General features: G+C 57.5%; 21 protein-coding genes. 13 read left to right on the top strand and 8 right to left on the bottom strand.

Translation table 11 applies throughout. The annotated features are described in order from the left end of the window. Nucleotides 1-349: 349 nt before the first annotated feature. Nucleotides 350-1,693 carry a VOC family protein gene (locus DBY66_RS01255; RefSeq protein WP_108569341.1) on the bottom strand — a complete coding sequence of 448 codons (1,344 nt, stop codon included), beginning with the start codon at nucleotides 1,691-1,693 and terminating at the stop codon, nucleotides 350-352. An 88-nt stretch (nucleotides 1,694-1,781) separates the two neighbouring features. Then, nucleotides 1,782-3,116 carry an aromatic acid/H+ symport family MFS transporter gene (locus DBY66_RS01250; protein WP_108569342.1) on the bottom strand — a complete coding sequence of 445 codons (1,335 nt, stop codon included), beginning with the start codon at nucleotides 3,114-3,116 and terminating at the stop codon, nucleotides 1,782-1,784. A 320-nt stretch (nucleotides 3,117-3,436) separates the two neighbouring features. On the opposite strand from DBY66_RS01250, the gene DBY66_RS01245 reads away from it, so the two are divergent. Beyond that, nucleotides 3,437-4,357, top strand: coding sequence for a LysR substrate-binding domain-containing protein (locus DBY66_RS01245; RefSeq protein ID WP_071668841.1), 921 nt, complete (start codon nucleotides 3,437-3,439; stop codon nucleotides 4,355-4,357). On the opposite strand, the gene smrA is transcribed toward DBY66_RS01245, so the two are convergent. Next, entirely contained in the window at nucleotides 4,354-4,917 is a 564-nt protein-coding gene (gene smrA / locus DBY66_RS01240; protein WP_104084997.1) for a DNA endonuclease SmrA, read from the bottom strand. The two genes, DBY66_RS01245 and smrA, sit on opposite strands and share 4 nt — an antisense overlap. Before the next feature lie 251 nt (nucleotides 4,918-5,168). Here smrA and DBY66_RS01235 point away from each other — a divergent pair, with 251 nt between their 5' ends. From DBY66_RS01235 to DBY66_RS01220, 4 genes are all read left to right on the top strand, one after another. Continuing rightward, complete coding sequence (locus DBY66_RS01235; RefSeq protein WP_039384441.1) at nucleotides 5,169-5,921, top strand: FNR family transcription factor; 753 nt, start codon at nucleotides 5,169-5,171, stop codon at nucleotides 5,919-5,921. Between the two features lie 118 nt (nucleotides 5,922-6,039). Then, nucleotides 6,040-6,996, top strand: a complete 957-nt coding sequence (uspE, locus tag DBY66_RS01230; protein ID WP_071668843.1) for a universal stress protein UspE — start codon at nucleotides 6,040-6,042, stop codon at nucleotides 6,994-6,996. Nucleotides 6,997-7,298: 302 nt separating this feature from the next. Next, nucleotides 7,299-8,255, top strand: a complete 957-nt coding sequence (ydgH, locus tag DBY66_RS01225; protein ID WP_039384446.1) for a DUF1471 family protein YdgH — start codon at nucleotides 7,299-7,301, stop codon at nucleotides 8,253-8,255. Between the two features lie 205 nt (nucleotides 8,256-8,460). Beyond that, nucleotides 8,461-9,852 carry a basic amino acid/polyamine antiporter gene (locus tag DBY66_RS01220; protein WP_039384450.1) on the top strand — a complete coding sequence of 464 codons (1,392 nt, stop codon included), beginning with the start codon at nucleotides 8,461-8,463 and terminating at the stop codon, nucleotides 9,850-9,852. Here the strand turns inward: DBY66_RS01220 and DBY66_RS01215 are convergent, their stop codons facing one another. After that, nucleotides 9,853-10,266, bottom strand: coding sequence for a hypothetical protein (locus tag DBY66_RS01215; RefSeq protein WP_039384453.1), 414 nt, complete (start codon nucleotides 10,264-10,266; stop codon nucleotides 9,853-9,855). It lies immediately after the preceding gene. A 176-nt stretch (nucleotides 10,267-10,442) separates the two neighbouring features. Between DBY66_RS01215 and rstA the strand changes: the two genes are divergently transcribed. The 5 genes from rstA to DBY66_RS01190 all read left to right on the top strand — a co-directional run bounded on the left by rstA (nucleotide 10,443) and on the right by DBY66_RS01190 (nucleotide 15,629). Continuing rightward, entirely contained in the window at nucleotides 10,443-11,165 is a 723-nt protein-coding gene (gene rstA / locus DBY66_RS01210) for a two-component system response regulator RstA (RefSeq protein WP_039384454.1), read from the top strand. Next, on the top strand, nucleotides 11,165-12,475 hold the full coding sequence (gene rstB / locus DBY66_RS01205; protein WP_039384456.1) for a two-component system sensor histidine kinase RstB: 1,311 nt from the start codon (nucleotides 11,165-11,167) through the stop codon (nucleotides 12,473-12,475). The genes rstA and rstB overlap by 1 nt, the downstream gene beginning before the upstream one ends. 12 nt (nucleotides 12,476-12,487) lie before the next feature. Continuing rightward, nucleotides 12,488-13,972 (top strand): carboxypeptidase M32, encoded by a 1,485-nt coding sequence (locus DBY66_RS01200; RefSeq protein ID WP_039384459.1) that lies wholly within the window; start codon nucleotides 12,488-12,490, stop codon nucleotides 13,970-13,972. Nucleotides 13,973-14,129: 157 nt separating this feature from the next. Further along, nucleotides 14,130-14,552, top strand: coding sequence for an acid resistance repetitive basic protein Asr (gene asr / locus DBY66_RS01195; protein ID WP_039384462.1), 423 nt, complete (start codon nucleotides 14,130-14,132; stop codon nucleotides 14,550-14,552). Nucleotides 14,553-14,822: 270 nt separating this feature from the next. Further along, entirely contained in the window at nucleotides 14,823-15,629 is an 807-nt protein-coding gene (locus tag DBY66_RS01190; RefSeq protein ID WP_039384464.1) for a serine protease, read from the top strand. A 43-nt stretch (nucleotides 15,630-15,672) separates the two neighbouring features. On the opposite strand, the gene hrpA is transcribed toward DBY66_RS01190, so the two are convergent. Beyond that, nucleotides 15,673-19,569: an ATP-dependent RNA helicase HrpA gene (gene hrpA, locus DBY66_RS01185; RefSeq protein ID WP_108569343.1), complete on the bottom strand. Its 3,897-nt coding sequence runs from the start codon at nucleotides 19,567-19,569 to the stop codon at nucleotides 15,673-15,675. Between hrpA and DBY66_RS17760 the strand changes: the two genes are divergently transcribed. From DBY66_RS17760 to DBY66_RS01175, 3 genes are all read left to right on the top strand, one after another. Further along, the gene (locus DBY66_RS17760; RefSeq protein ID WP_145339057.1) at nucleotides 19,556-19,804 is read left to right on the top strand and encodes a hypothetical protein; all 249 of its coding nucleotides are present in this window, start codon (nucleotides 19,556-19,558) and stop codon (nucleotides 19,802-19,804) included. The two genes, hrpA and DBY66_RS17760, sit on opposite strands and share 14 nt — an antisense overlap. Before the next feature lie 15 nt (nucleotides 19,805-19,819). Then, nucleotides 19,820-20,419 carry an FMN-dependent NADH-azoreductase gene (gene azoR / locus DBY66_RS01180; RefSeq protein WP_094110923.1) on the top strand — a complete coding sequence of 200 codons (600 nt, stop codon included), beginning with the start codon at nucleotides 19,820-19,822 and terminating at the stop codon, nucleotides 20,417-20,419. A gap of 341 nt (nucleotides 20,420-20,760) precedes the next feature. Next, complete coding sequence (locus DBY66_RS01175; RefSeq protein ID WP_104085000.1) at nucleotides 20,761-21,903, top strand: hypothetical protein; 1,143 nt, start codon at nucleotides 20,761-20,763, stop codon at nucleotides 21,901-21,903. Nucleotides 21,904-21,973: 70 nt separating this feature from the next. On the opposite strand, the gene DBY66_RS01170 is transcribed toward DBY66_RS01175, so the two are convergent. From DBY66_RS01170 to DBY66_RS01160, 3 genes are read right to left on the bottom strand one after another with little or no spacing between them, the layout of a single operon-like run. Beyond that, nucleotides 21,974-22,303 carry a YdbL family protein gene (locus DBY66_RS01170; RefSeq protein WP_108569344.1) on the bottom strand — a complete coding sequence of 110 codons (330 nt, stop codon included), beginning with the start codon at nucleotides 22,301-22,303 and terminating at the stop codon, nucleotides 21,974-21,976. Then, on the bottom strand, nucleotides 22,303-22,488 hold the full coding sequence (locus tag DBY66_RS01165; protein WP_108569420.1) for a YnbE family lipoprotein: 186 nt from the start codon (nucleotides 22,486-22,488) through the stop codon (nucleotides 22,303-22,305). Before DBY66_RS01165 ends, DBY66_RS01170 begins: the two co-directional genes overlap by 1 nt. Nucleotides 22,489-22,490: 2 nt before the next feature. Beyond that, a complete protein-coding gene (locus DBY66_RS01160; RefSeq protein WP_104085002.1) occupies nucleotides 22,491-25,103 on the bottom strand; it encodes a YdbH family protein in 2,613 nt (870 codons plus the stop codon). Nucleotides 25,104-25,149: the final 46 nt, after the last annotated feature.

Raw genomic sequence — 25,149 nt, 5'->3', positions numbered from 1 at the left:
TAAAGCGTGCCTCATTATTTGCAGCGACCCGATAAATGTCTATGTTCTTAAAGCATTTGCAGATTATGCCGAAACATGACCCGGATCGCTGAATGAGATCATCAAATATTTTGGCTTACTGTCGGCAGGCTGTTTAGTCTATTGTGACGGGGCTGAATCCGGCAGGTCAGATGAGTTTCATCCTGAACGGGCGGATTTGATCGAATACCATGCTTACATCGGGGAAAAAGCGTAACCGTTCTGAACGGTGCCGCTGAGCAGAAGCGTATTCGCATATGCTTCTGCCATTATAATGATAAAAAATCGCCGGCTGCTGAAATCATCGCTGATTTCGCTGACCGGCTCTCTGTTATCCCTCGTGAATGCCGCAGCGAATCAGACTGCGCTGCTGCATCTGCGCATAGAGCGCCATCTCATCCTGTACTGACGCGCCCAGCGCCGCTTCAAACGCTGCCTGACTGGCGTGACCCGCCTCGCGCGTTGTTACCGCATTACCCAGATTAGACTGAAATATGCCCGCCGCGCTGACCGGCAGAAAATCTTCATACACGATAGGTTCTGCCTGCAGCCGGCCAGCCTGCAGCAGGGCTGACACGCTCTCTCCGGCGCGCGGAGGCTGCTGTTCGCCGCGCTCCGTCAGACGATAGCGGAACCAGGCGAGCTGCTGCTCGCGCAGCGTCTCTTCATCATCGGGGAAATCACGAAATACCTCACTGAGGCGCTGCTGATGCTGCGCATTATCGCTGCCGGAGCCCGCGGCAGCCAGCAGCCGGTCATACAGAGCCCGGCCGGCCGGGGTCAGCGCCGCACCGCGCTGCTCTATCTCGCCGAAGCGCGCCGTGTGCGTGCCCGGCATACCGTCACTGAAATGCACGGCCTCTTCCAGCGCTTTAAAGCTGGTCTGCCGCAGCAGGATCGGAACCTGGCGCCGCGGCGGGCCTTCAATCAGCACTTTTGGCTCGATACCGCGCGACGGCATCAGCGCCTGCACGCGATCGATATCCAGCGTACGCGGCGTCAGATGGTTGATATGGCAGCCGCGGAAGCAGACAACGTCAGCGATCAGCCGGTGCTGCTGGCTCAGCGCATGATAGGTTTTGCTGTCCACCGTGGTCTGCGCGTGCCAGCGAAACGTTTCCAGCGCCTCGCTGACAAACGCGGCTGCGTCTCTGGCATTGAGGCCGCCCTGCTCCTGATGACGCCGGATAAGCCTGCGGCAGCCGGGCGTAAAGATGTCACGCGCGCCGAGTATCGCCATCGCTCGGGCGTGCAGCGCCGGATCGTCAATCAGCTCAGGACGCAGCAGCGACGTGAAAACGCGAAACGGATTGCGGCGCAGCGCGGCCTCGCTCACGGGCCGGAAAGCCGTGGAGTGAACCGGTACGCCCGCCTGCGACAGGTCGTAATAGCCCACCGGCTCCATGCCCATCACGGCAAACATCTCCCGCAGCAGAGAGAGCTCGGCGGCCGTCCCGACCCGGATAGCGCCATGGCGTTCAACGCTCAGCCGCGCCAGCTCATCCGCCGCTGCCAGCCGATCTTTCAGCGCGGAGTTCGCTTCCAGCGTGCGTTCATTGACCGCGCTGACCAGCTGCGTCAGCGCGCCATACTGCGGCACTTCCTGCTGATACATGGCCGACATGGCCTGTGAAAATAGCGTACGGATCGCATCAGAGCTGAGAAAATTTTCCATAACAGGGGTCCTGAGCCGGAACAGTGCTGTTACTCTAAATCAAGGCACGCAGCGCAGGTAAAATTTTCCCTGAAGTGTGATCGCCCTGTCACTCCACGCCCGGTTTTGGATCGGCAAAGCGGTACTTGAGCACCAGCATCAGGGTTGTCAGCACGGCCGGTATCGCCAGCAGCAGGAAAATCTGGCTAAACGCCCAGCCCAGCGTCAGCAACTCTGCGCCGGCAAACGCGCTGAGAATCGCACCGATACGGCCTACGCCGTGCATCCAGCTTGAGCCGGTGGCGCGGGCGTGTGTGGGATAGAAGTGAGCGGAGAGCGCATTCATGCCGGTATTGGCGCCGTTAAAACAGAAGCCGCTGCAGAACGCGATTGCGCTCATCAATCCGACCTGCGCCGGAGAGAAGCCAAGCGCAACTATCGCAATGCCGCCGCAGAAGTAGATGGTCGCCAGCGCAAGACTGGCGTTCATGCGGTCCATCAGCCAGCCGGTAAACAGCGAGCCCAGCGTGCCGCCCGCCTGATACATGGCCGTGACAATCGCGGCCTCGGTGAGCGACATCCCCAGCGTGCTGATAAGCGACGGCAGCCAGCTGCCAATAAGGTAGACCAGAAACAGTCCCATAAAATAGCCGCCCCAGAGCATCAGGCTGCCAAACAGATAGGATTCTGATACCACGGTAGCTATCGCGCCGCGCCGCACGTTCAGAGTTTCACTGGCGTGATAGCGGCTGCCTGGCGCCACCTCTCCTGGCAGCATACGCTCAAGGATCGCATGTATACGCGCCGCCGGCGCGCGCTGGTGAATCAGAAAACGCACCGACTCCGGCAGGCCATACATCAGCCAGGGCAGCACCAGCAACGGCAAAATGCCGCCCATGAGTAACACCGCGTGCCAGCTGTAGCGCGGTAGCAGCCAGGATGCTGCGAATCCGCCAGCCGCTGCGCCAAAGGTGAAGCCGCAAAAGACTACGGTGATAATAAAAGATCGGCGACGTTCAGGAGCATATTCCGCCACCAGCGTGCCCACGTTGGGCATGGCGGCGCCCAGCCCCAGTCCGGTCAGAAAGCGAAACAGCATCATCTGCTCGATGTTCTGCGCCAGCGCGGTGGCCAGCGTCCAGAGCCCAAAAAAGAGCACGCTGAGCAGGATCATGATGCGGCGCCCATAGCGGTCGGCCAGCGGCCCGGCCACCATCGCCCCCAGCGCCAGACCAATCAGCGCGGCGCTGATCACCATGCCCAGCTGATGGTTTGTTACGCCCCAGCCTGCTTTTAGCGCGGGCGCAATGAACCCCATCAGCGCGATATCCATACCGTCCAGTGCCACAATCACAAAGCAGAGCGCGATAAGCCGTTTCTGCCAGCGGCTCAGCGCATGACGGTTGATTAACTGGCGAACATCTACGGCTTCGGCGCTGGTCACGGTTTAACTCCTGCTGTTCAGCAAAAAGGTCATCAGTTTTGGTAAAAAAAACGGCGGATATGATAGCCCATCGTTAACCCTGCACTGCACAATTTTTTCACATGACGCCCGTTTCACTCAAAAACAGAACGATTTAAGCCTCTGATAAAACATACTTTTGCAAAAACTGCTTTTCAGCCAGTCGGGACCAGGTTGCAAAAACAAGGGGTTAAGGGAGGCCGTGTATGAAAAGACTTTTGTTAAATTCATTTTGCAATTAAGTTAACAGAACGCATTTTTGCTGGTTGCTCTCGCCAGCCCTTACGGATTACGTTGACCCTATGGATAAAAACACGGTTTTCAGCCAGCGCATTCGCCTGCGCCATCTGCACGCTTTCGTCGCCGTTGCGCAACAGGGAACGCTGGGGCGTGCAGCAGAGACGCTCAGCCTGAGCCAGCCTGCGCTCTCCAAGACCCTGAATGAGCTTGAAGAGCTGGCAGGCGCGCGCCTGCTGGATCGCGGGCGTTCAGGCGCGCAGCTGACCACGGCGGGCGAACAGTTTCTGGTTTACGCAGTAAAAGTGCTGGACGCGCTGAATCATGCTGCGCAAAGCTTTAACGCGCCGGCACCGGGACGGCCGGTTATTATCCGGCTGGGGGCGCTGACCACGGCGGCAATGGGCATGTTACCGCAGATTCTGAACCGCTTTCATGAGCAGCAGCCAAACACCACGGTGCAGGTAGCCACGCTGCACAACAACGTGCTGCTGGCCGGGCTGCGCGCCGGTGAATTTGATGTCGGCATTGGCCGCATGGCCAGCAGTGAAATGATGGCGGGGTTAAGTTATGAGTTGCTGTTTCTGGAGTCGCTGAAGCTGGTCGTCAGGCCGGAACATCCGCTTTTAAGTGACAACGTCACACTGTCCCGCGCCATGCAGTGGCCGGTGGTGATCTCGCCGGAAGGCACCGCGCCGCGGCGCATCGCGCAGCATATGCTGGATGAGCAGAGCTGCAGTTTGCCTCCGGACTGCGTTGAAACCTCCTCTACCTCCCTTGCCCGCCAGCTGGCGCTGCGCTACGACTACGTCTGGTTTGTTCCTTCTGGCGCGGTCAAGGAGGATCTTGAACACCATGCCCTGCATGCACTGCCGCTCGCCTCACCCGGTCCGGGCGAACCGGTAGGGATCATCACCCGCAGCGGCTATCCGCTCAGCCTCAGCGCCGAAGTGCTGATCGCCACGATCCGCAAGTTTCACCATTAGCGGCTGCGCTTTGCATGCCGCTCGCGGTTGTCGAGCCGCGCCTGCTCAGTTTTACGCAAACTCACATAAAGCGCGCCCGCACCGCCGTGCTGCGGCTGTGCGGTACAGAAGCTCTGCACCGCATCAAACTGCTGCAGCCAGCGCGCCAGATAGCTGCGCACAATGTTGGCATGCGACTCGTCATCACGTCCTTTGCCGTGAATAATCAGCAAATTACGCAGCCCCTGCCGGCGCGCTTCCTGCATAAAACTGAACAGCGACTGGCGGCAGGTCTCCACCGGCTGACGCAGCAGATTCAGGCTGGCCTCCAGCGGATATTTGCCCAGCCGCACTTTATCCACGACGCCCTGCTGAATGCCTTCTGCCCGGTACTCCAGCGGTGATGTGAGCGGGACAATCTCCAGAAAACCGCGCGTAAGAAAGTTCTCTTCGCTCTCCGGCGGCACAGTCCGTGGCGCTTTAGTGGAGGGCGCACGCAGCCACTGCGTATTAGCACAATCTTTCAGGGGCGTGACATCCCCCATGGCATCGCGGAACAGGTCTTCATCATCAAGGTTCATCATGTTTCCCCATACCCGATTAAGCATATGCGCACGGCATACTGATAAAACTGAAGAATAGCAAAGGTTGCCGTACGGGGTAAAAGGTCTGCACCGCAGAGGCCGGATGCTGTTACGCCGCGCGGGTGAGATCAATCGGGCGAATACCCATTATTTGTAAGGTTTTTGTGCCAGATCCAGCCTGCATGCATTCACAGCAGGAAGAAAAATGGTAAAATTGACGGCAGTCAATAATCATCGAGCGTACAGATATGATCCAGGAAAAACGCAGCATTCGACGTATTCAGTCTGGCGGATGTGCGATCCACTGTCAGGATTGCAGTATCAGCCAGTTGTGTATTCCTTTCACACTGAATGAGCATGAGCTTGATCAGCTGGACAACATCATCGAACGTAAAAAGCCGATTCAGAAAGGCCAGACATTATTCAAGGCGGGTGACGAACTGAAGTCGCTGTATGCCATTCGCTCCGGCACAATCAAGAGTTATACCATTACCGAACAGGGCGACGAGCAGATCACCGGCTTTCATCTGGCAGGCGACCTGGTCGGGTTTGATGCCATCGTTAACGCTAAGCACCCGGGCTTCGCACAGGCGCTGGAGACGGCCATGGTCTGCGAAATCCCTTTTGAGACGCTGGACGATCTGTCAGGCAAAATGCCCGCACTGCGTCAGCAGATGATGCGTCTGATGAGCGGAGAGATTAAAGGCGATCAGGATATGATTATGCTGCTCTCCAGAAAAAATGCTGAAGAGCGTCTGGCCGCCTTTATCTGGAATCTCTCGCGGCGCTTTGGCCAGCGCGGTTTTTCGCAGCGCGAGTTCCGGCTGACCATGACGCGCGGCGATATCGGCAATTATCTGGGACTGACGGTTGAAACCATCAGCCGCCTGCTGGGGCGTTTTCAGAAAAGCGGCATGCTGGCTGTTAAAGGCAAATATATCACTATTGAAGATCACGCCCTGCTCTCTGAGCTGGCGGGTCAGGCGGAACAACCCGCCTGAGGCAATGCCGGGTCAGTAATTGTTATTTTATTGATCCGGCTACACCTTTTCCGCTTCTGCACGCCCGAAACTTAGGCTATCTTTATTCCATATGGCCTGGGTCTAAGGAGAGTGCGCTATGTCCCGTTACCAACATGTTCTGGTCGCGATCGATCCTCAGCAGGACGATCAGCCGGCGCTGCGTCGCGCGGTTTATCTGAATCAACGCATCGGCGGAAAAATTAAAGCGTTTCTGCCTATCTATGATTTCTCCTATGAAATGACCACCCTGCTTTCGCCTGATGAGCGCACCAATATGCGCAAAGGGGTGATTAGCCAGCGCACCGAGTGGATCCGTGAGCAGGCGCAGGCCTATCTGGATGCCGGCGTAGATATCGAAATCAAAGTGGTCTGGCACAACCGCCCTTTTGAAGCGATTATTCAGGAGGTGCTGGCGCACAATCATGACCTGGTGCTGAAAATGGCACACCAGCATGACCGGCTGGAGTCGGTTATTTTTACCCCCACCGACTGGCATCTGCTGCGTAAATGTCCCTGCCCGGTGTGGATGGTAAAAGATCAGCCGTGGCCGGAAGGCGGTAAAGCGGTAGTGGCGGTAAACCTCGCCAGCGAAGAGCCGCATCACGATGAGCTGAATCAGAAACTGATCCGCGAAACCGCGCGTCTAGCGGAAATGGTAAATCACACCGAGGTCCATCTGGTGGGCGCTTATCCGGTTACGCCGATTAATATCGCCATTGAGCTGCCCGATTTTGATCCCAGCGTCTATAACGACGCTATCCGCGGTCAGCATCTGGTGGCGATGAAAGCGCTGCGACAGAAATTTTCCATTGGTGAAGAGTTTACTCACGTCGCTAAAGGCCTGCCGGAAGAGGTGATCCCCGATATCGCTTCACAGCTGGATGCCGGTATTGTCGTGCTTGGTACGATTGGCCGTACCGGCCTCTCGGCGGCCTTTCTTGGCAACACCGCTGAACAGGTTATTGATCATCTGCGCTGTGATTTACTGGCCATCAAGCCGGATGATTTTAAATCGCCGGTCGATCGTGATGATGAGGAAGATGAAGAGGATTAACCGTCACGGGCGCTGCGGCGCCCCTGCATGATGACGCCCATCCTGATCCATTGCCCCGCTTAACAACATCCTATACCGCAGCGCGTAGCCTGAACGGGCTACGCGCTTAACTGCCCGACAGATGCGTCCGCGATTTCAGAAAAAATATTGCCGCAAAAAGAGACATGCATCCATACGGCATTCACGCTAAATTGGCTGAGACAGGCTGATTATTACATGCAATAATCAGCGGCTAATCTGTTATACATCAAGAGTCCAGCACGTTTTCGTACTCATTTTGCGTAAGGCGAAGGATCATTTTTATGAAGCTGAAGAACACCATTCTGGCGTCTACTCTGTTATCGCTGCTGGCAGCTAACGCGTTTGCTGCCAAAGAGCTGACGCCGGAACAAGCGGCCGGCCTGAAACCATTCGAACGTATTAATATCAACGGCCGCTTCAACGCAATCGGTGATGCCACCAGCGCAGTCTCGAGAGCAGCAGATGAGAAAGGCGCTGACTCGTTTTACGTTCAGGGCATCAATGATACCAACGGTAACGGCGGCAACTGGCGCGTCACCGCAGATTTATACAAAGCGGACGCCGCTAAAGCATCGACCGATACGCAGTATCGCGTGATCAACGGCGTTAAAGAGCTGCCGAAAGCGGAAGCCTACCGCCTTGAACCGTTCGACACGGTTTCAGTCAGTGGCTTCTTCTCCAGCCAGCCTGCGGTAAATGATGCGATCTCCAGAGCCGCACAGAAAAAAGGCGCCGCCTCATTCTTTATCGTGCGCCAGGTTGATGCCAATAACGGCGGCAATCAGTACGTCACCGCCTATGTCTATAAAGCTGATGCCAAAGCGCGTATCGTCCAGGATACATCAAACTCGATTCCTGCTGATTCTGAAGCCGGAAAAGCCGCGCTGGCCGCTGGCGGCGCAGCGGCGTCGCGCGTGGCGCTGCCGGGTGTAGCCTCTTCTGATACGCCGAGCACCAATGTAGGTCGCTTCTTTGAGACGCAGAGTTCAACCGGCAAACGCTATACGGTGAAGCAGTCAGACGGCCGCAGCGTGCAGGAAGTCAATGCGATTACCGCCGCGCAGATGCAGCCGTTTGATACCATCACCTTCTCCGATCATTTCGGCACGCCGACTGAGATTTCAGAGGCCGTCGGCAAGCGGGCTATCGCCAAAGGCGCGAAGTATTACCACATCACGCGCCAGTGGCAGAACCAGAGCGGTGGCAACCTTACCGTTACCGCCGACCTGTTTAAATAATGATGCAGCGGGGCAGCCAGACTGCCCTGCTGTTTGCATAGTTCCTGCACAAATCTGCATACTCTTGCATTGCCATCCCCCTCTCCTCCTCGTAAAATCTGCCGCCTGTTTTCAGGGGATTCCGTTTTAATCTGCGCCTGATGGTGCACTACACTTCTACGGAAAGTTCACGACCCAGCATACTCTGCTGTTCAGGAAAGGCATTTTGGATAAAAAATTAGGTCTTAGCGCGTTGACGGCTCTGGTGCTCAGCTCCATGCTTGGCGCGGGCGTGTTTAGCCTGCCGCAAAATATGGCGGCCGTCGCGGGTCCGGCGGCGCTGCTCATCGGCTGGCTCATCACCGGGGTGGGTATCATTTTTCTCTCCCTCGCAATGCTGCTGCTGACGCGGCTCAAACCGGAGCTCGACGGCGGTATCTTTACCTATGCCCGCGCCGGATTTGGTGAGCTGACGGGGTTCTGCTCGGCGTGGGGCTACTGGCTCTGCGCCGTGATCGCCAACGTCTCTTATCTGGTGATTGTGTTCTCTGCGCTGAGCTTTTTTACCGATACGCCGCAGCACGTGGTGTTTGGCGACGGTAACACCTGGCAGGCGATGCTGGGCGCTTCGGTGCTGCTCTGGCTGGTACACTGGCTGGTGCTGCGCGGCGTGCAGACCGCAGCGAGCATTAATATGCTGGCCACGCTTGGCAAGCTGGTCCCGCTGCTGCTGTTTGTGGTGCTGGCGCTGCTGGCATTTAATTATGACCGGTTCAGCTTTGATTTCAGCGGCGCTGAGCTGGGTCAGCCGCTGTGGCAGCAAATCAAGCAGACCATGCTTATCACGCTGTGGGTCTTTATCGGCGTTGAGGGTGCCGTGGTGGTATCGGCGCGCGCGCGCAATAAACAGGATGTGGGGCGCGCCACGCTGCTGGCGGTGCTGGCGGCGCTGCTGGTTTATCTGCTGGTCACGCTGCTCTCGCTGGGTGTGATCCCGCGCGCTGAGCTGGCGCAGCTGCGCAACCCGTCAATGGCCGGGCTGATGACGCATCTGCTGGGTCACTGGGGCGATGCGGTGATAGCCGCAGGGCTGATTGTCTCGGTCTGCGGCGCCTATCTCAGCTGGACCATCATGGCGGCTGAAGTTCCCTTTATCGCTGCCCGGCAGGGTGCATTTCCGCGCAGCCTCGCCCGACAAAACCGTCATAACTCGCCTGCGGCGTCGCTGTGGCTGACCAACGGCAGCGTACAGGTTTGCCTGATCGCCATCGCGCTGACCGGCGCTGACTACAATACCCTGCTGACAATCGCTTCAGAGATGATTCTGGTGCCTTACCTGCTGGTGGGACTCTATCTGATGAAGGTGGTGCGCGGCCAGCAGAAACCGCTGGCGATGAGCATCGGGCTGGGTGCCACGCTGTATGGCCTCTGGCTGCTCTACGCCTCAGGCCCGCTGCATCTGCTGCTCTCCGTGGTGCTTTACGCGCCGGGACTGCTGCTGTTTCTCTACGCGCGCCGCGGCGGACGCGGTGACAAGCCGCTGCTGCAGCTGGAACGCATGGCGATTGTGCTGTTGATGGCGGCATCGCTGCCCGCGCTGTGGCAGCTTACGCAGTAATCAATGCGCGAGTGCCGGAATGGAGACGCACAGCAGATCGTTCTGCTGTGTAAGATTCAGGGGTTTGCTGTATTCGAGGTGGATCCCATCAAGCTGTTCCGCAGAGAGCGGATAAGGCAGCTGAATATCAAACCGGCTGATATGCTGCTGCTCCGCCAGCGTAATCAGCCGGGCGATATTGATCTCATCGCTGACCTGCGTTGAAATGATTTGCAACGCTAATTCTTTCAGATGATCGTCGCTGGCCTGTAAGCTGTGAGCGGACTTACGGGTTACCATGCCAAAAATGGGCATGACACCGTAAATGGCGTCAACAAAGCTCCAGCGTTTTTTGCAGGAAGCGGAGAGAAAGTCACTGTAATTGAAGCAGATGCGATCACTGTATCCGGCTGAAGCCAGCTCTTTATCAGACACCCTCGCACTCCTCCTGTTTTTCAATGCGGTTCCGAACCTTGCGCCTTAACGCGCCGCTAATAATGGCACATTTCACGGTATACATACCAGTGAGACAGGGATATTTCGTGCGGTAGCGTAGTGCTCAGGACCAGGAAAAGCTATGCTGCTGCCATTCTTTTTCAGCGCGCTTACCTATGAACAAAATTGTCTATGTTGAAGATGAGCCGGAAGTCGGCGAGCTGATCGCCGCCTATCTGGGTCGCCATGATATTGACGTGGTGGTCGAAACGCGCGGCGATCGCGCCGAGGCGACGATTCTTAACGTCCAGCCGGATCTGGTCCTGCTGGATATTATGCTGCCGGGTAAAGATGGCATGACGCTCTGCCGCGACCTGCGGGCGCACTGGAGTGGTCCCATTGTCCTGCTGACCTCGCTCGACAGCGATATGAACCATATTCTCGCGCTTGAAATGGGCGCCAATGACTACATTCTCAAGACCACGCCCCCTGCCGTGCTGCTGGCGCGGCTGCGGCTGCATCTGCGTCAGGCGGTGGTCAACAAGCCGGAGAGCACGCCGGCACAGCAGCAGTCGCAGAAAGTGCTGCGGTTTGGTTCGCTGACCATCGATGCGCTGAACCGTCAGGTGCTGCTGTTTGATGAGAACATTACGCTTTCAACGGCCGACTTCGATCTGCTGTGGCAGCTGGCGAGCCACGCCGGCGAGATCCTCGATCGCGACGCGCTGCTGATGACGCTGCGCGGCGTGAGCTATGACGGCATGGATCGCAGTATTGATGTGGCTATCTCGCGGCTGCGCAAAAAGCTCTATGACAGCGCGACTGAGCCGTTTCGCATCAAAACCATCCGCAACAAAGGCTACCTGTTTGCGCCTCAGGCCTGGGATACCCGCAGCTGATGAGAAAGCTCTTTATTCAGTTTTACCTGCTGCTGTTTGTCTGCTTTCTGGTGATGACCCTGCTGGTGGGCCTGGTGTATAAGTTTACCGCCGAGCGGGCTGGCCGGCAGTCGATGAATGACCTGATGGCCAGCTCGCTGTTTCTGATGCGCAGCGAGCTGCGCGAGATCCCGCCGCGTGACTGGAACAAAACTATCCGCAGTCTCGATCTTGACCTCTCCTTCGATCTCAATATCGAACCCATGAGCAAATACCAGCTTGATGAGAGGGATATGAAACGTCTGCGCGCCGGCGAAATTGTCGCGCTCGACGATCAATACACCTTTCTGCAGCATATTCCCCGCAGCCACTACGTGCTCTCTGTCGGGCCTATCCCCTATCTGTTTTATCTGCATCAGATGCGGCTGCTGGATATTGCGCTGGTGGCGTTTATCGGTATGTCGCTGGCACTGCCGGTATTTATCTGGCTGCGTCCGCACTGGCAGGAGATGCAGCGGCTGGAGAAAGCCGCGGAGCGCTTTGGCCGCGGTGAGCTGGACGTGCGCACCCATTTTGAAAGCACCTCCAGCCTTCACAGTCTCGGCGTGGCGTTTAACCAGATGGCGGATAACATCAATACGCTGGTGGCCAGCAAAAAACAGCTGATTGATGGCATCGCCCACGAGCTGCGCACGCCGCTGGTGCGCCTGCGCTACCGGCTGGAAATGAGCGATAACCTGACAGAGGCGGAGTCCGCCGCGCTGAATCGCGATGTGGGCCAGCTGGAGAGCCTGATTGAAGAACTGCTGACCTATGCCCGGCTGGACCGTCCGCGGGTCGACCTGCATCTGCAGTCGTTCGACCTGGCGCAGTGGCTGCGGCTCTATATTGCTGATGTACAGAGTATGCAGCCGCACACGCAGATCGCGCTGGATATTCCGCAGCTGCAGAATACCGGCAGCGCCGACATGCGGCTGATGGAGCGGGTGCTGGATAACCTCGTCAATAATGCGTTGCGCTACGCTACTGAGCGGCTGCGCGTCAGCCTCTGGTTTGACGGCACAACCGGCATTTTGCAGGTAGAGGATGATGGTCCCGGCATTCCGGCCGAAGAGCGCCAGCGGGTTTTTGAGCCTTTCGTTCGTCTCGATCCCAGCCGCGATCGCGCGACCGGCGGCTGCGGCCTCGGGCTGGCTATCGTCCATTCGATTGCCCAGGCGCTGCAGGGTCAGGTGGTGATCGAGAGCTCGCCGCTCGGCGGCGCCAGCGTTCGCTTTTGCTGGCCGGTTGATTTACCCTTGCGTGAGACACCCCCCCGCTTACCCGCTTAAGGAGATCTGGCTGTGACATCAGCTTATCAGGAACTTACCCGCACGTTTCAGCGCCTTTCCCGTTTCGGTCACCTCGGTGCGATTGCCGGGGTTGATATGCAGACTACCATGCCGCCCGGCGGCAGTCAGGCGCGTGGCGAAGCGCTGGCCGAACTCAGCGTGTTTATGCATGAGCTGCTGACCGCGCCGGCGCTGGAAGGGCTTTTCTCTGCTGCTGAGCAGGAGTCGCTGAACGATGTTGAGCAGGCAAACGTGGCGGAGATGCAGCGCGCCTGGCGTCAGGCAACGCTGCTTCCCGCCGCGCTGGTCGAAGCAAAATCGCTGGCGGGCTCGCGCTGCGAGCATGCGTGGCGATCGCAGCGCCCGGCGAATGACTGGCAGGGCTTCAGCGCTAACCTCAAAGAGGTTGTCCGGCTGAGCCGGGAAGAGGCGCAGCTGCGCGCCGCTGCGGCCAGCACGTCGCGCTATGACGCGCTGCTGGATCTGTATGAGCCAGGCATGACCAGCGCCCGGCTTGACGCCACTTTTGGCGCGCTGAAAAGCTGGCTGCCTGATTTACTGCAGCGGGCGGTGGCAAAGCAGGCGCAGGCGCCGCTTCAGCCGCTGGGACCCTTTGCCGTTGAGTCACAGAAGCAGCTGGGGCTGAGCGTAATGAAGCTGCTCGGCTTCGATTTCAATCATGGTCGTCTGGATGTCAGCGCCCACCCTTTTTGCGGCGGTGTGCCGGACGACGTGCGCATCACCACGCGCTACAACGAAAGCGAGTTTCTCAGCGCCATGATGGGTGTGATCCATGAGACCGGGCACGCGCGCTACGAACAGAATCTGCCACAGCAGTGGCGGGGTCAGCCAGTGGCCCTGGCGCGCTCTACCGCGATTCATGAGTCGCAGAGCCTGTTTATGGAGATGCAGCTGGGCCGCAGCCGCGCCTTTTTGCAGCATATTCAGCCGCAGGTCGTCGCGCTGATGGGTGAGCAGCCTGCGCTGGAGACGCCTAACTTTATTCGTCTGGCGCAGCGCGTTAAGCCTGGCTTTATCCGCGTCGATGCCGATGAGCTGAGCTATCCGGCACACGTTATTCTGCGCTATGAGATTGAGCGCGCGCTGATTGAAGGTGAGATTGAGGTAGAGGATATTCCGGCGCTGTGGGATGAAAAAATGCAGCAGTCGCTCGGCATTGATACCCGTGGCAACTATCGCGATGGCTGTATGCAGGATATCCACTGGACCGACGGCGCGTTCGGTTACTTTCCGACCTATACGCTGGGTGCGATGTATGCGGCACAGCTTTATCAGGCGGTTAAGCGCGCGATCCCGCAGCTGGAGACGCTGATCCTTAACGGCGAGCTGCAGCCGGTATTTGACTGGCTGCAGCAGAATATCTGGCAGCACGGCAGTCGCTTCCCGACTGAACAGCTGCTGCGCAACGCCACCGGTGAAGCGCTGAACCCGGACTATTTCCGTCAGCACCTTGAGCAGCGCTACCTCGCAGATTGATCCCGCAGGCGGCCGCAACGGCCGCCACTTTCCCGCCTTGTACAATCCGTTACACGCCGATACCAATCCCTCACGGAAAGCGAAATCGCTTTTTCATATAGTGTTTTCACCGGCCCCGCAGTGGGCTACATATGAAAAATAGTCCGAGGATTAAGCGATGAAAAAATTATGTGCACTGGTAATCGCCGCTGCTATGGGTCTCTCTTCTGCTGCTTTTGCTGCTGAGACAACCGCTGCTCCGGCGGCAACTGCCACCACCAGCTCCACTACCGCTGCGCCAGCTAAACATAAAATGGTGCATCACAAACATAAAGCTGCTGCGCAGAAAGCCCAGGCTGCGAAAAAGCATCATAAAAAAGCAACCAAGCCTGCTGAACAGAAAGCGCAGGCCGCTAAAAAGCATCACAAAAAATCAACTCAGCCCGCTGCACAGAAAGCGCAGGCTGCCAAAAAGCACCACGTGAAATCCGCTAAACCTGCTGCACAGAAAGCACAGGCGGCTAAAAAGCACCACGCTAAAGTTGCGCAGAAAGCGCAGGCAGCTAAAAAGCATCACAAAATGAAAAAATCAGCGAAATAAGTTCGCGCCAACACCACGATGTTGTTTAAAACACCCGGTTATGCCGGGTGTTTATTTACTGGAGTAGCGAAAAATGGTGCGTCGCTATCGCTTCGAAATTATTCTCTTTGTGATGATTCTCTGCGGCATTGTCGCGGCCAGTTTTTTTATTTGATGGCTGTAGCGCGCTGATTACTCCAATATTTCTCCCTTTTTTACCGCTCACCGACTATAGTTATCGCCTAAGCGTGATAACAAAAACTCCCTTTTATTCTCCCTGTCGAGAGAACTATGCGCCTGGCAATTCTGTTATTTATTGGTATTTTCGGCTTTACCCTCACAGCACACGCCGATGATGAAGACGGGCTGAGTCCCGAAGAGATCAAGACGCTGTTTTTTGGTAAAGACCATCGCCAGGCAATAAGCGACGTGGCCGCTGCGCCCTGGGATGCCATTGGTCAGCTGGAGACGGAAAGCGGCAACCTCTGCACCGCCACGCTGATCTCTGCTCATCTGGCCCTGACCGCCGGCCACTGCCTGCTGACACCGCCAGGGCGGTTCGATAAGCCGGTTGCGCTGCGCTTTATGGCGGGTGAAAAAGGCTGGCGTTACGAAATTCACGATATAGATGCCCGGGTTGAGCCGTCGCTGGCGCGGCGCCTGCAGGCCGATGGCGAGGGCTGGATTGTGCCCTCTGCCGCCGCGCCTTACGATTATGGTCTGGTGATCCTGCACAACCCCCCTTCAGGTATTGTGCCGATCCCGCTGTTTGATGGCTCACGCAGCGATCTCACCGCCGCGCTCAAAGAGAGCGGACGCAAAGTCACCCAGGCGGGTTATCCGGCCGATCACCTCGATTCACTCTATTCGCATAGCGACTGTATAGTCACCGGCTGGGCGCAGCGCGCCGTGCTTTCGCACCAGTGCGATACGCTGCCTGGCGACAGCGGCTCCCCGCTGCTGCTGAAAAAAGATGATGGCTGGCAGCTCATCGCCGTACAGAGTTCGGCACCGGCGCCGGTCGATCGCTATCGCGCTGACAACCGGGCCATTGCCGTGACCTCATTTAAAGATAAACTCGAAGAGCTGGCTGAATAAGCAGGCAGGCGCGCGATCACGCACACCTGCGCGCATTATGCATTCAGCTCAGCTGCTCCATCGCCTGCAGCACCCGCTTATCTGAAACCGGATAGGGAGTACCCAGCTGCTGAGCAAAGTAGCTGATGCGCAGCTCTTCAATCATCCAGCGGATCGCCACTACATCGGCATCATCCCGGCGCTGCGGCGGCAGCTTGCTGCGCCAGACGTTCCACGCCTGTTCCACCGCCTGTACCTTCAGCATGCGGGCGCGATCGCTGTGCGGATCGGCGGGCAGCTTCTCCAGACGGCGCTCGATTCCCTGCAGATAGCGCAGCGTATCCCCCAGCCGATCGTAGCCGTTGCCGGTGACAAATCCGCGATAGACCAGACCGCTCATCTGCTGTTTGATATCTGCCAGCGCCAGCGCCAGCGTCATATCCACGCGGCCTTTCAGAAATTTGTTGATATTGAACACGCAGGTGAGGATCTGCTCAACCTGCTGCGCAATCGTCACCACGGTGTCGTTCAGCTCCGCCCGCACTTTATCGCGCAGCTGCTCAAAATTCTGCTGCTGCCACGCGGGGCCGCCCGCCTCCGCCATTAGCTTATCCACGCCGCAGGCAATACAGTCGTCTATCAGCTCCAGCACTTTGCCATACGGATTAAAGTAGAGCCCGAGCTTGGCTTTATTCGGCAGCTTTTCATGCAGATATTTAACCGGTGACGGAATGTTCAGCAGCAGCAGGCGACGCTGACCGCGCCACATCATCTTCTGCTGCTCCTCTTCACTGTCAAACAGGCGGATCGCCACGCTATCTTTTTCATCTACCAGCGCCGGCCAGGCTTTGACCTGATAGCTGCCGCGCTTCTGCTCATAACTCTGTGGCAGGTCGCCAAAACTCCAGATGTGCAGGCCGCTCTGCTCCAGACCATCATCGGCAACCTTCGACAGCGTCTCCTGCACTTTGCCTTTCAGCGCCTGTTTCAGCTGATGCAGATCTTTACCTTCCTGCAGCTTGCGGTTGTGCTCATCCACAATGCGGAACGTCATTTTAAGGTGATCGGGCACCTGATCCCAGTGCCAGGCATCGCGCTCAATCGTCACGCCTGACATGCGCCGGAACTCACGCTCCAGCGCATCCAGCAGCGGCTGTGCCAGCGGCTGAACGCGACCGAGAAACGCTTCCGCGTAATTGGGGGCCGGCACAAAATTGCGGCGCAGCGGTTTGGGCAGCGATTTAATCAGCGCGATGATAAGCTCACGCCGCACGCCAGGGATCTGCCACTCAAAACCCGCTTCATCCACCTGGTTCAGCAGCGGCAGCGGGATATGAACGGTCACGCCATCCGCATCGGCGCCTGGCTCAAACTGATAGGTGAGCCGCAGCTTCAGGTTGCCCTGCTGCCAGACATTAGGGTAGTCGAGCTGGCTGACCTTATCTGCTCCCTCTTTGATCAGCATCTGCTTGTCGAAGTTGAGCAGGTCCGGATTCTCTTTACTGGCCTGCTTCCACCAGCTGTCAAAGTGACGGGCAGAGACCACCTCTTTGCCCAGACGGCGATCGTAAAACGCAAACAGCGTTTCATCATCCACCAGAATGTCGCGGCGGCGTGATTTATGCTCCAGATCCTCAACTTCACTGCGCAGCTTCAGGTTGGTGCGGAAAAAGGCGTGGCGCGTCTGCCAGTCGCCCTCAACCAGCGCATGGCGAATAAACAGCTCGCGGCTCAGCTGCGGATCGATGCGGCTGTAATTCACTTTACGCGCCTGCACGATGGGCAGCCCGTAGAGCGTTACCTTTTCCGTAGCCATCACCGCGCCCTGTGCTTTCTCCCAGTGCGGTTCGCTGTAGCTTCGCTTGATAAGGTGCTGAGCCAGCGGCTCAATCCACTCCGGATCGATGCGTGCCGCCACCCGGCCCCACAGGCGGCTGGTTTCTACCAGTTCTGCCACCACGGTCCATTTCGGCGGTTTTTTAAACAAACCGGAGCCAGGGAATATGGCAAAGCGGGCGTTGCGCGCGCCGGTAAACTCCTGCTTCTCCGCATCTTTCTGTCCGATATGCGACAGCAGGCCGGTCAGCAGCGCACAGTGCACCTCACGATAAGGTGCCGGCTCGCTGTTGACGGGCATCCCCTGTTCACGCACGACCTGACGTAGCTGGGTGTAGATATCCTGCCATTCGCGCACGCGCAGATAGTTGAGATAGTCACTTTTACACTGGCGGCGGAACTGGTTGCCCGACAGCGCTTTCTGCTGCTCCTGGATATAGTTCCAGAGATTAACAAAGGTGAGAAAGTCAGACTCTTTATCAGCAAAGCGGCGATGTTTCTCATCGGACGCCTGCTGTTTCTCGACCGGCCGCTCGCGCGGGTCCTGAATCGAGAGCGCCGCCGCGATAATCATCACCTCGCGCACGCAGCCAAAGCGCTGCGCCTCCAGCACCATCCGCGCCAGCCGCGGATCCACCGGCAGCTGCGCCAGGGTACGACCGGACGGCGTCAGCCGGTAGTGCTCATTTTCATTAAGAGTAATGGCGCCCAGCTCTTCCAGCAGCCGCACGCCATCCTGAATATTTCGTTTGTCAGGCGCTTCCACAAACGGGAACGCCGCAATATCGCCCAGCCCCAGGGCGGTCATCTGCAGGATCACCGACGCGAGATTGGTCCGCAGGATCTCCGGATCGGTAAAAGCGGGCCGGCTGAGGAAATCAGCCTCGGAGTAGAGCCGGATACAGATCCCTTCCGAAACGCGGCCGCAGCGCCCTTTACGCTGGTTTGCCGAAGCCTGTGAAACCGGCTCAATCGGCAGGCGCTGCACCTTGGTGCGATAGCTGTAGCGGCTGATTCGCGCGGTACCGGGATCGATGACATATTTGATGCCCGGCACGGTGAGCGAGGTCTCTGCCACGTTCGTGGCCAGGACAATGCGCCGCCCGCTGTGGGACTGAAACACGCGATTCTGCTCGGCGTTGGAGAGACGCGCGTAGAGCGGCAGGATCTCGGTATGCGGCAAATCACGCTTCATCAGCGCATCGGCCGTGTCGCGGATCTCACGCTCCCCGCTCATAAAGATCAATATATCGCCACGGCTCTCCTGCCCCAGCTCATCCACGGCGTCAAAAATGGCCTGCAGCTGATCGCGATCGCTCTCATCCGCTTCTTCCGCGATAGGCCGGTAGCGCACCTCCACCGGGTAAGTCCGGCCTGACACTTCGATAACCGGCGCATTATTAAAGTGACGCGAGAAGCGCTGCGGATCGATAGTGGCGGAGGTGATGATCACTTTGAGATCGGGGCGGCGCGGCAGCAGCTCACGCAGGTATCCCAGCAGAAAATCGATGTTAAGGCTGCGCTCATGCGCCTCATCAATAATGATGGTGTCGTACTGCAGCAGCAGCCGGTCCTGCTGGATCTCCGCCAGCAGGATACCGTCGGTCATCAGTTTGACCTGCGTGCTGTCGCTGACCTGATCGGTAAAACGGACTTTATAGCCGATGGTACTTCCCGGCGCGGTCTCCAGCTCTTCCGCGATGCGGCTCGCCACGGTGCGGGCTGCCAGACGACGCGGCTGCGTGTGCCCGATCAGGCCTTTCACGCCGCGTCCCAGCGCCAGGCAGATTTTTGGCAGCTGAGTAGTTTTACCCGATCCGGTTTCACCGGCAACAATCACTACCTGATGATCGCGAATCGCGTCTGATATCGCCTGCTGCTTCTGGCTGACCGGCAGATTCTCAGGAAAGGTGATGCGCGGGGTGCCGGCCACGCGCCGGGCGATGCGCTGTTCGGCAACGCTGAATTCCTCCGCCAGCTCTGCGGCAATGGTCTGCTGTGCGGCGCTGTTTTTCACCTTTGCCGCACCCTGCAGACGTCGCTGCAGGCGCTGGCGATCGCGCAGCGTCAGCGCATCAAGCCGGGCCCAGAGTGGTGCTAAAGGTGATTCAATGGATGATGACATAGGGATGGATTACCTGTTAGTGCAGCACGGCGAAAACACGCGCGGCGCCGGAACGCTTTCCCGGCAGATTCAATCAATTACCGGACGCCATAATAGCATATTCTCAGCCTGCTGGCTGAGCCGCTCCGGCTGGCTTATTCAATTAATTCGAACATTGGCCTCGAATTATTACGCTTTTACGCTGCCGGTGAACGCCGTAGAGTATGACGCATTGAGCGGGAAGCCCGCCGCATAACCACAGGAACCTATTATGAGCCACGTATTAATTCTGAAGTCCAGTATCCTTGCCGGTTATTCACAGTCAGGTCAGCTGGCTGATTTTTACGCTGAAGAAGCGCGCGCCAACGGCGACAGCGTAACCGTACGCGACCTGGCTGCCGATCCGGTACCGGTACTGGATGGTGAACTGGTGGGTGCTCTGCGTCCTTCAGATGCGCCACTTTCTCCACGTCAGCAGGAGGCGCTGGCGCTCTCTGATGCGCTGATCGCTGAGCTGCAGGCGCATGACACCATTGTTATTGCGGCACCGATGTACAATTTCAACATCCCGACGCAGCTGAAAAACTACTTTGACCTGATTGCCCGCGCGGGCGTGACTTTCCGCTACACCGAAGCGGGTCCGGAAGGTCTGGTTAAAGGCAAACGTGCGGTGATCCTGAGCAGCCGTGGCGGTATCCACAAAGATACCCCAACCGATCTGCTGACGCCGTATGTGAAGCTGTTCCTTGGCTTTATCGGCATCACTGACGTTGAGTTTGTCTTCGCGGAAGGTATCGCCTACGGTCCGGAAGTGGCGACCAAAGCGACCGCTGATGCGAAAGATGCGATTAAACAGCGCGTCTCTGCCTGATTAATAAAAAAAGATATTCTGCTTCATTTTACCGGGCCTGAGCGCCCGGTTTTTTATTTTAACGTCAATATATCTTTGCTTCCCGGCAGCTGCCCGCTTTTTTAATTTACACTGCAGTATCACTCTCTCATTCTGCTTTACGATTTCAACCCTGTTACTGACAACCCGCGCCCGCATTTTAATTAAAGCGCAGCACCGCCCGACCTTTAATAAAAATCGAAATACGAAAGTTTTCTCACCAGTAACGTGGCACGATTAATCCGCAATCAAATCCAGCCGTGCAGGCTGGAACTACATTTGAACTTTTACTCAAATAATAATTTTTTTACCAGGAGAATAATATGGCCTTACTGTTATGCTATATCCATGTAAGCGATACGCTGCCCGGACAAACTGCAACCGTTAACTCTTTTTCGGGTGTGAGCGACAAGATTAAAATGTTTGAGATGCCCATTAAAAGAACGGGTAACTATGACGCACAGTTGAATGCCAATGTTAAAAACACACGCGAAATCGCTGTAATTGAAGCTAAAAAGAAGGTTTCGCAGCTGACATCAGCTTTTGAAAAACTTCATAGTACGGGCAACCGCACGCCATCTTCTTCCGTAACACGCCCTATCGCTGCACCGGTTATAGCGACGGCTGTAGCAGCGCCAGTTGCGAGAGTACAGGATATCTCTATCGCCCGACCGAGTGTGTCAGCATCTTCTCTGGCAGAAGCAAAACCTGACCCTGTCACTACTCAGGCAAAAACTACAGCCGGGCATAAAGGCGCGCCCTCATTGCTAACCCAAATTAAGCATCAATTTGCGCAGTTCTGGTCATCGATAAAAAGTTATATTTCGTCACTGACAGATACATTCCGGCAGCAACAGAGCGAAAAAATAGCACACTTTGAAAATACCGCCAGAACCAAATCTGAAGGCTGTAAATCAATGACTGAAATAATAAACGCATATGACAATAGTCCTTCCAATGCTCTCTTTCTTTATAACGCAGCAAAACAGGAGCTAATATTTAATGCTATAAGTGACATCATTGATCAGGCAGAAAAAGAAAATAAAGAAATCGATCTGCGTAAGCTATGCGATCAGGCTAATCGCTATGCGGTTAATTCAGGCGCTAACGCCAGATTTTTCACGCTATCAAAAAATAACACTATCGGGCACAATATAAAATATGGCGTACCGACTATGCAGCAGCGCGTCAGTCGGGTAGAGGAAGACATTGGAAGTAAAAACGCAACCTCCGCAACCTTACGTCGTAATTCGCAGAGCTTAAGTGGGCGCCAGCGTGCTAACTCAGTACAGTCAATAACCCGGAGGATGGTTAATGACGCCTATTCAAAACTGTTTAATGATATACACAATGACAAAAGAAATATTTATGGTACACGCCACAGCTTCGACCGTAACGAAATGCGTGCCGCGCTGCTTGAAGGGCAGCCGGCGCTGGCAGTCTTACGTACCAGCAGTGCAGCGTAATGCCTGACAGCAGCAGATCCTTCGCAAGCCACACCCGGTGGCGGGAAAGCGCTGAGCCTCCCGCCACCGGTTACTTCTGCAGCCACTGGCCGTTGATGCCGCGCACATATTCCCCTGCGGTGGCCCGGCTCACCAGCTTCTCTCCGGCAATCCGCGCGACGTCGCTGGTTGTGAGTTTGTTTTCCCCGGCAATGCGCTGATACGCCATCCGGCGGCCCTCATTGATACGACTCACCAGCGCCAGCGTGACCTCATCCTGCTGCCGTGCAGCAACATAGCCGCTCAGCGTTTCCCCGACCCGCCCCTGCTGCCGCGCCTCATCAAGCGTCAGCGCATGGGCAGACCCGGCCAGCAAAACCAGCAGCAGCGCAACGGCGCGTATTGTTCGGTTGCGGGCCATCAGAACAGCCCGCTCTGATTCTGCAGCAGCGCCTCGACATCTTTATCCACCTTGATGTGGATCTCATGTTCAATTTTCACGTTCATATTTATCGTAATCGGCGCATCAGGAGCGGCCACTTCAATCCGCGGTACGCATCCTGCCAGCACAACGCTGCCTGCCAGCAGCGCACTTCTTAACCTCATCATCAGGGATCCCTCTTTGATGGCAGGGTGGCGTTCTGCTCCACCCAGGATTGTAAATTATCGCCAAAGCGCAGGCTGCGCCATAGCTGGAACAGATTCTCCTGATGACGATAGTTGAGATTGATTGTCTGGCGCCGGTTGCTGAACTGGCTGACGCCGGTGACCTGCGACTGCATCACCAGATTACCGGTATTATCCAGATCGAGTGTGGCCCAGGAGCGTGAAATCTCCAGATAACGCAGCCAGCTCAGCGCTGCCCCGGCGGCGACATTGTCTTTTACAATCGCGTCTGCCGTATCCTTATCCAGCCGAAACGTGAGCGGCCCGCTGTTAGCAATCCAGCCATTTCTGATCAGCCACTGCGGATTACTGAGCCAGAGCGGCAGCTCACCGTTAACCTTACCCGACATAGCAAACTGTTTGGGCTTGAGTGCCGTCACCAGCCGGCTGAGATCGATCTGGCGCAGCGAAATCCTGGCCGCTTCGCGCTGCGGCATGCGCAGCGCCGGCATACTGACGTGCCCGCCCAGTAAATCGAGCGTCACGTTACTCAGGGTAAGCGGCTGTCTCTCCTGCCAGGGATAGTAACCCTGCAGATCGGCCGTGATATTCTGCAGCGCAAACTGATTGTTAACCTCGCGGATACGCAGCGAAACCGGTCCGCGCCGTCCCAGCTGCCACTGCTGAGCGCGATAGCGAAACGGCAGCGCAAAGTCGATGCCGTTGATGTCACTGTCCGGCAGCTGCAGGCTACCCTGCTGAACCGCAAAGAAGCCGCCAGCCTGAAATGCCTGACTGGCTCCGGCTGAAAACGCGACCTGCGCCCGCAGCTCACCGCTGCGGATACGCATTTTTAAGTCGCTGCTGAGCAGCGGCTGGAACACGCGCAGCGACTGTGCCGGCCACCAGGCCTCCCCGCGTAGCCGCTCACCATCCCAGCGCCCGTGCACGCGCAGCGGGCCGATATCTTCAGCGCGCAGTTCACCGCGCCATAAAAACCGTGCCGGATCGCGGCCTTTTACATCAAACGTCAGCCCTGCAGGCGGCAGCCAGCCGCCGTAGCTGAAGTGCGTTTGCCCCGCATCAAGACGAAAACTGCCTGCAAAACCGGGCTGCGTGCTATCCCGCTGCCAGCGCAGCGGCGCAGTGAGCCGGATACGCGGCCGGTCAATCTGCACCGGCCCCCACGCCAGCTGATTCAGGCCGGTATTGAGCGTATCCAGCGTAATACGCTGATCCAGCCAGCTGCCGGTGCCTGTAACATCCCACTCTGCGTTAAACGGCTGCAGTTTGCCGTCGCCCCAGTAGCGCCAGCGCCAGCTGCCGCTGTCTGGCCAGAACGCGGCAGCGCGGCCATCCAGATGCAGCGTAAAGTGACCATAGTCGCGCTTATGCGCCGTCAGAATCGCCTGCAGCCGGCCATCAATGCCCTGCGCTGAAAGTGAAACACCCGCCAGGGGCCAGCGCGCTTCATCCACTTCAGGGAGATCCAGCAGCTGGCCGCGCAGGCGCAGCAGTGCGCCTGGCTGGAACGTCAGCGTCGGCGCGCTGAGTGCACCGCGCAGCTCGCCGGGCAGGCTGCCATAGAGCTGCAGCCCGGCAAATTTACTCTCGCCGGTAATGCGCAGCGGCAGCGCGTTATCCGTTACGCGCAGCGGTCCCGGCCCTACGCTCAATACCACATTACCTTTACCGCCGCGCCCCTGCGTCAGCAGATTCAGCCGCCCCTGCACGCGCAGATTGTCCATCCCCTGCTGCCATCCGGTCAGGGTCAGCCCCACGCCGCCTGACAGCATCTGACTGGCCAGAGGCCAGCGCCAGCGCCCGTCGGCGATCTGAAACGTATCGCGGTCGCTCTGCCACGGCAGCTCAAGCAGCGGTGTCTCATCGCCCTGCTCCTGAACGATCAGCTTACCCTGCTGCTGCTGCCACTGCAGATCCAGCGTCAGCGGCTGCGGCCACTGAGCCACGCTTAGCTCACTCTGCAGTGCGCCGGTTACTGGCAAGCCATCCGCAAATGTGGGCAGCGCTACGCTGCCATGTAACGTCAGCGGTTGTGTCAGAAAAGGATGTTGTAACTTAAGAGAGTCGACCGTCAGCGTCTGGCCCTGCAGGCGTGCGTTCAGGCTGAGATTATCGCCGCGATAGCGCAGCTGCTGCTGTTCCGGTGCAAGCGTGAGATCGAGTTCACCGGCATAGTGCTGCCACGGCAGGACGGCCAGCCTGCCGATATGTACATCGGCCCCCGGCAGGCGCTGCTGCCAGTCGGCCAGCGTACGCGGTACGGCAGAAGCTGGCTGCGGCGGCAGCGACTGCCAGCAGGCGCTGTTAAGCGTGACGCGCTGTGCGCTAAGCTGCCAGCGCTGCTGTGAGCGGCCCAGCGCCACCTGCTCAACCTTAGCCAGCGTACAGCTGCCCGTCAGGTAACGCAGCTGCGGCAACGTCACTGCGCCCTGCTGCCAGCCCGGCCTGCCCTCAATTTCGATGCGCGTCTCATCCGGCAGCCAGATACCGGCCAGCCGTGGCAGCCACTGCGTCAGCGTCAGCAGCAGGCCCAGCAGCAGCAGAATCAGCGCCAGCAAGGCGGCAAGTAGTCGGCGAAGGCCACGCGTCATGGCGGGTAACTATCCTGTTGTTTATATTTTCCTGCCGAAATGATGG

The sequence above is a fragment of the Pantoea sp. RIT413 genome (genome assembly GCF_003057675.2).
In the GTDB taxonomy this organism is placed as follows: Bacteria; Pseudomonadota; Gammaproteobacteria; order Enterobacterales; family Enterobacteriaceae; genus Pantoea; species Pantoea eucrina.
This window is presented reverse-complemented; position numbering and strand designations above follow the sequence as displayed.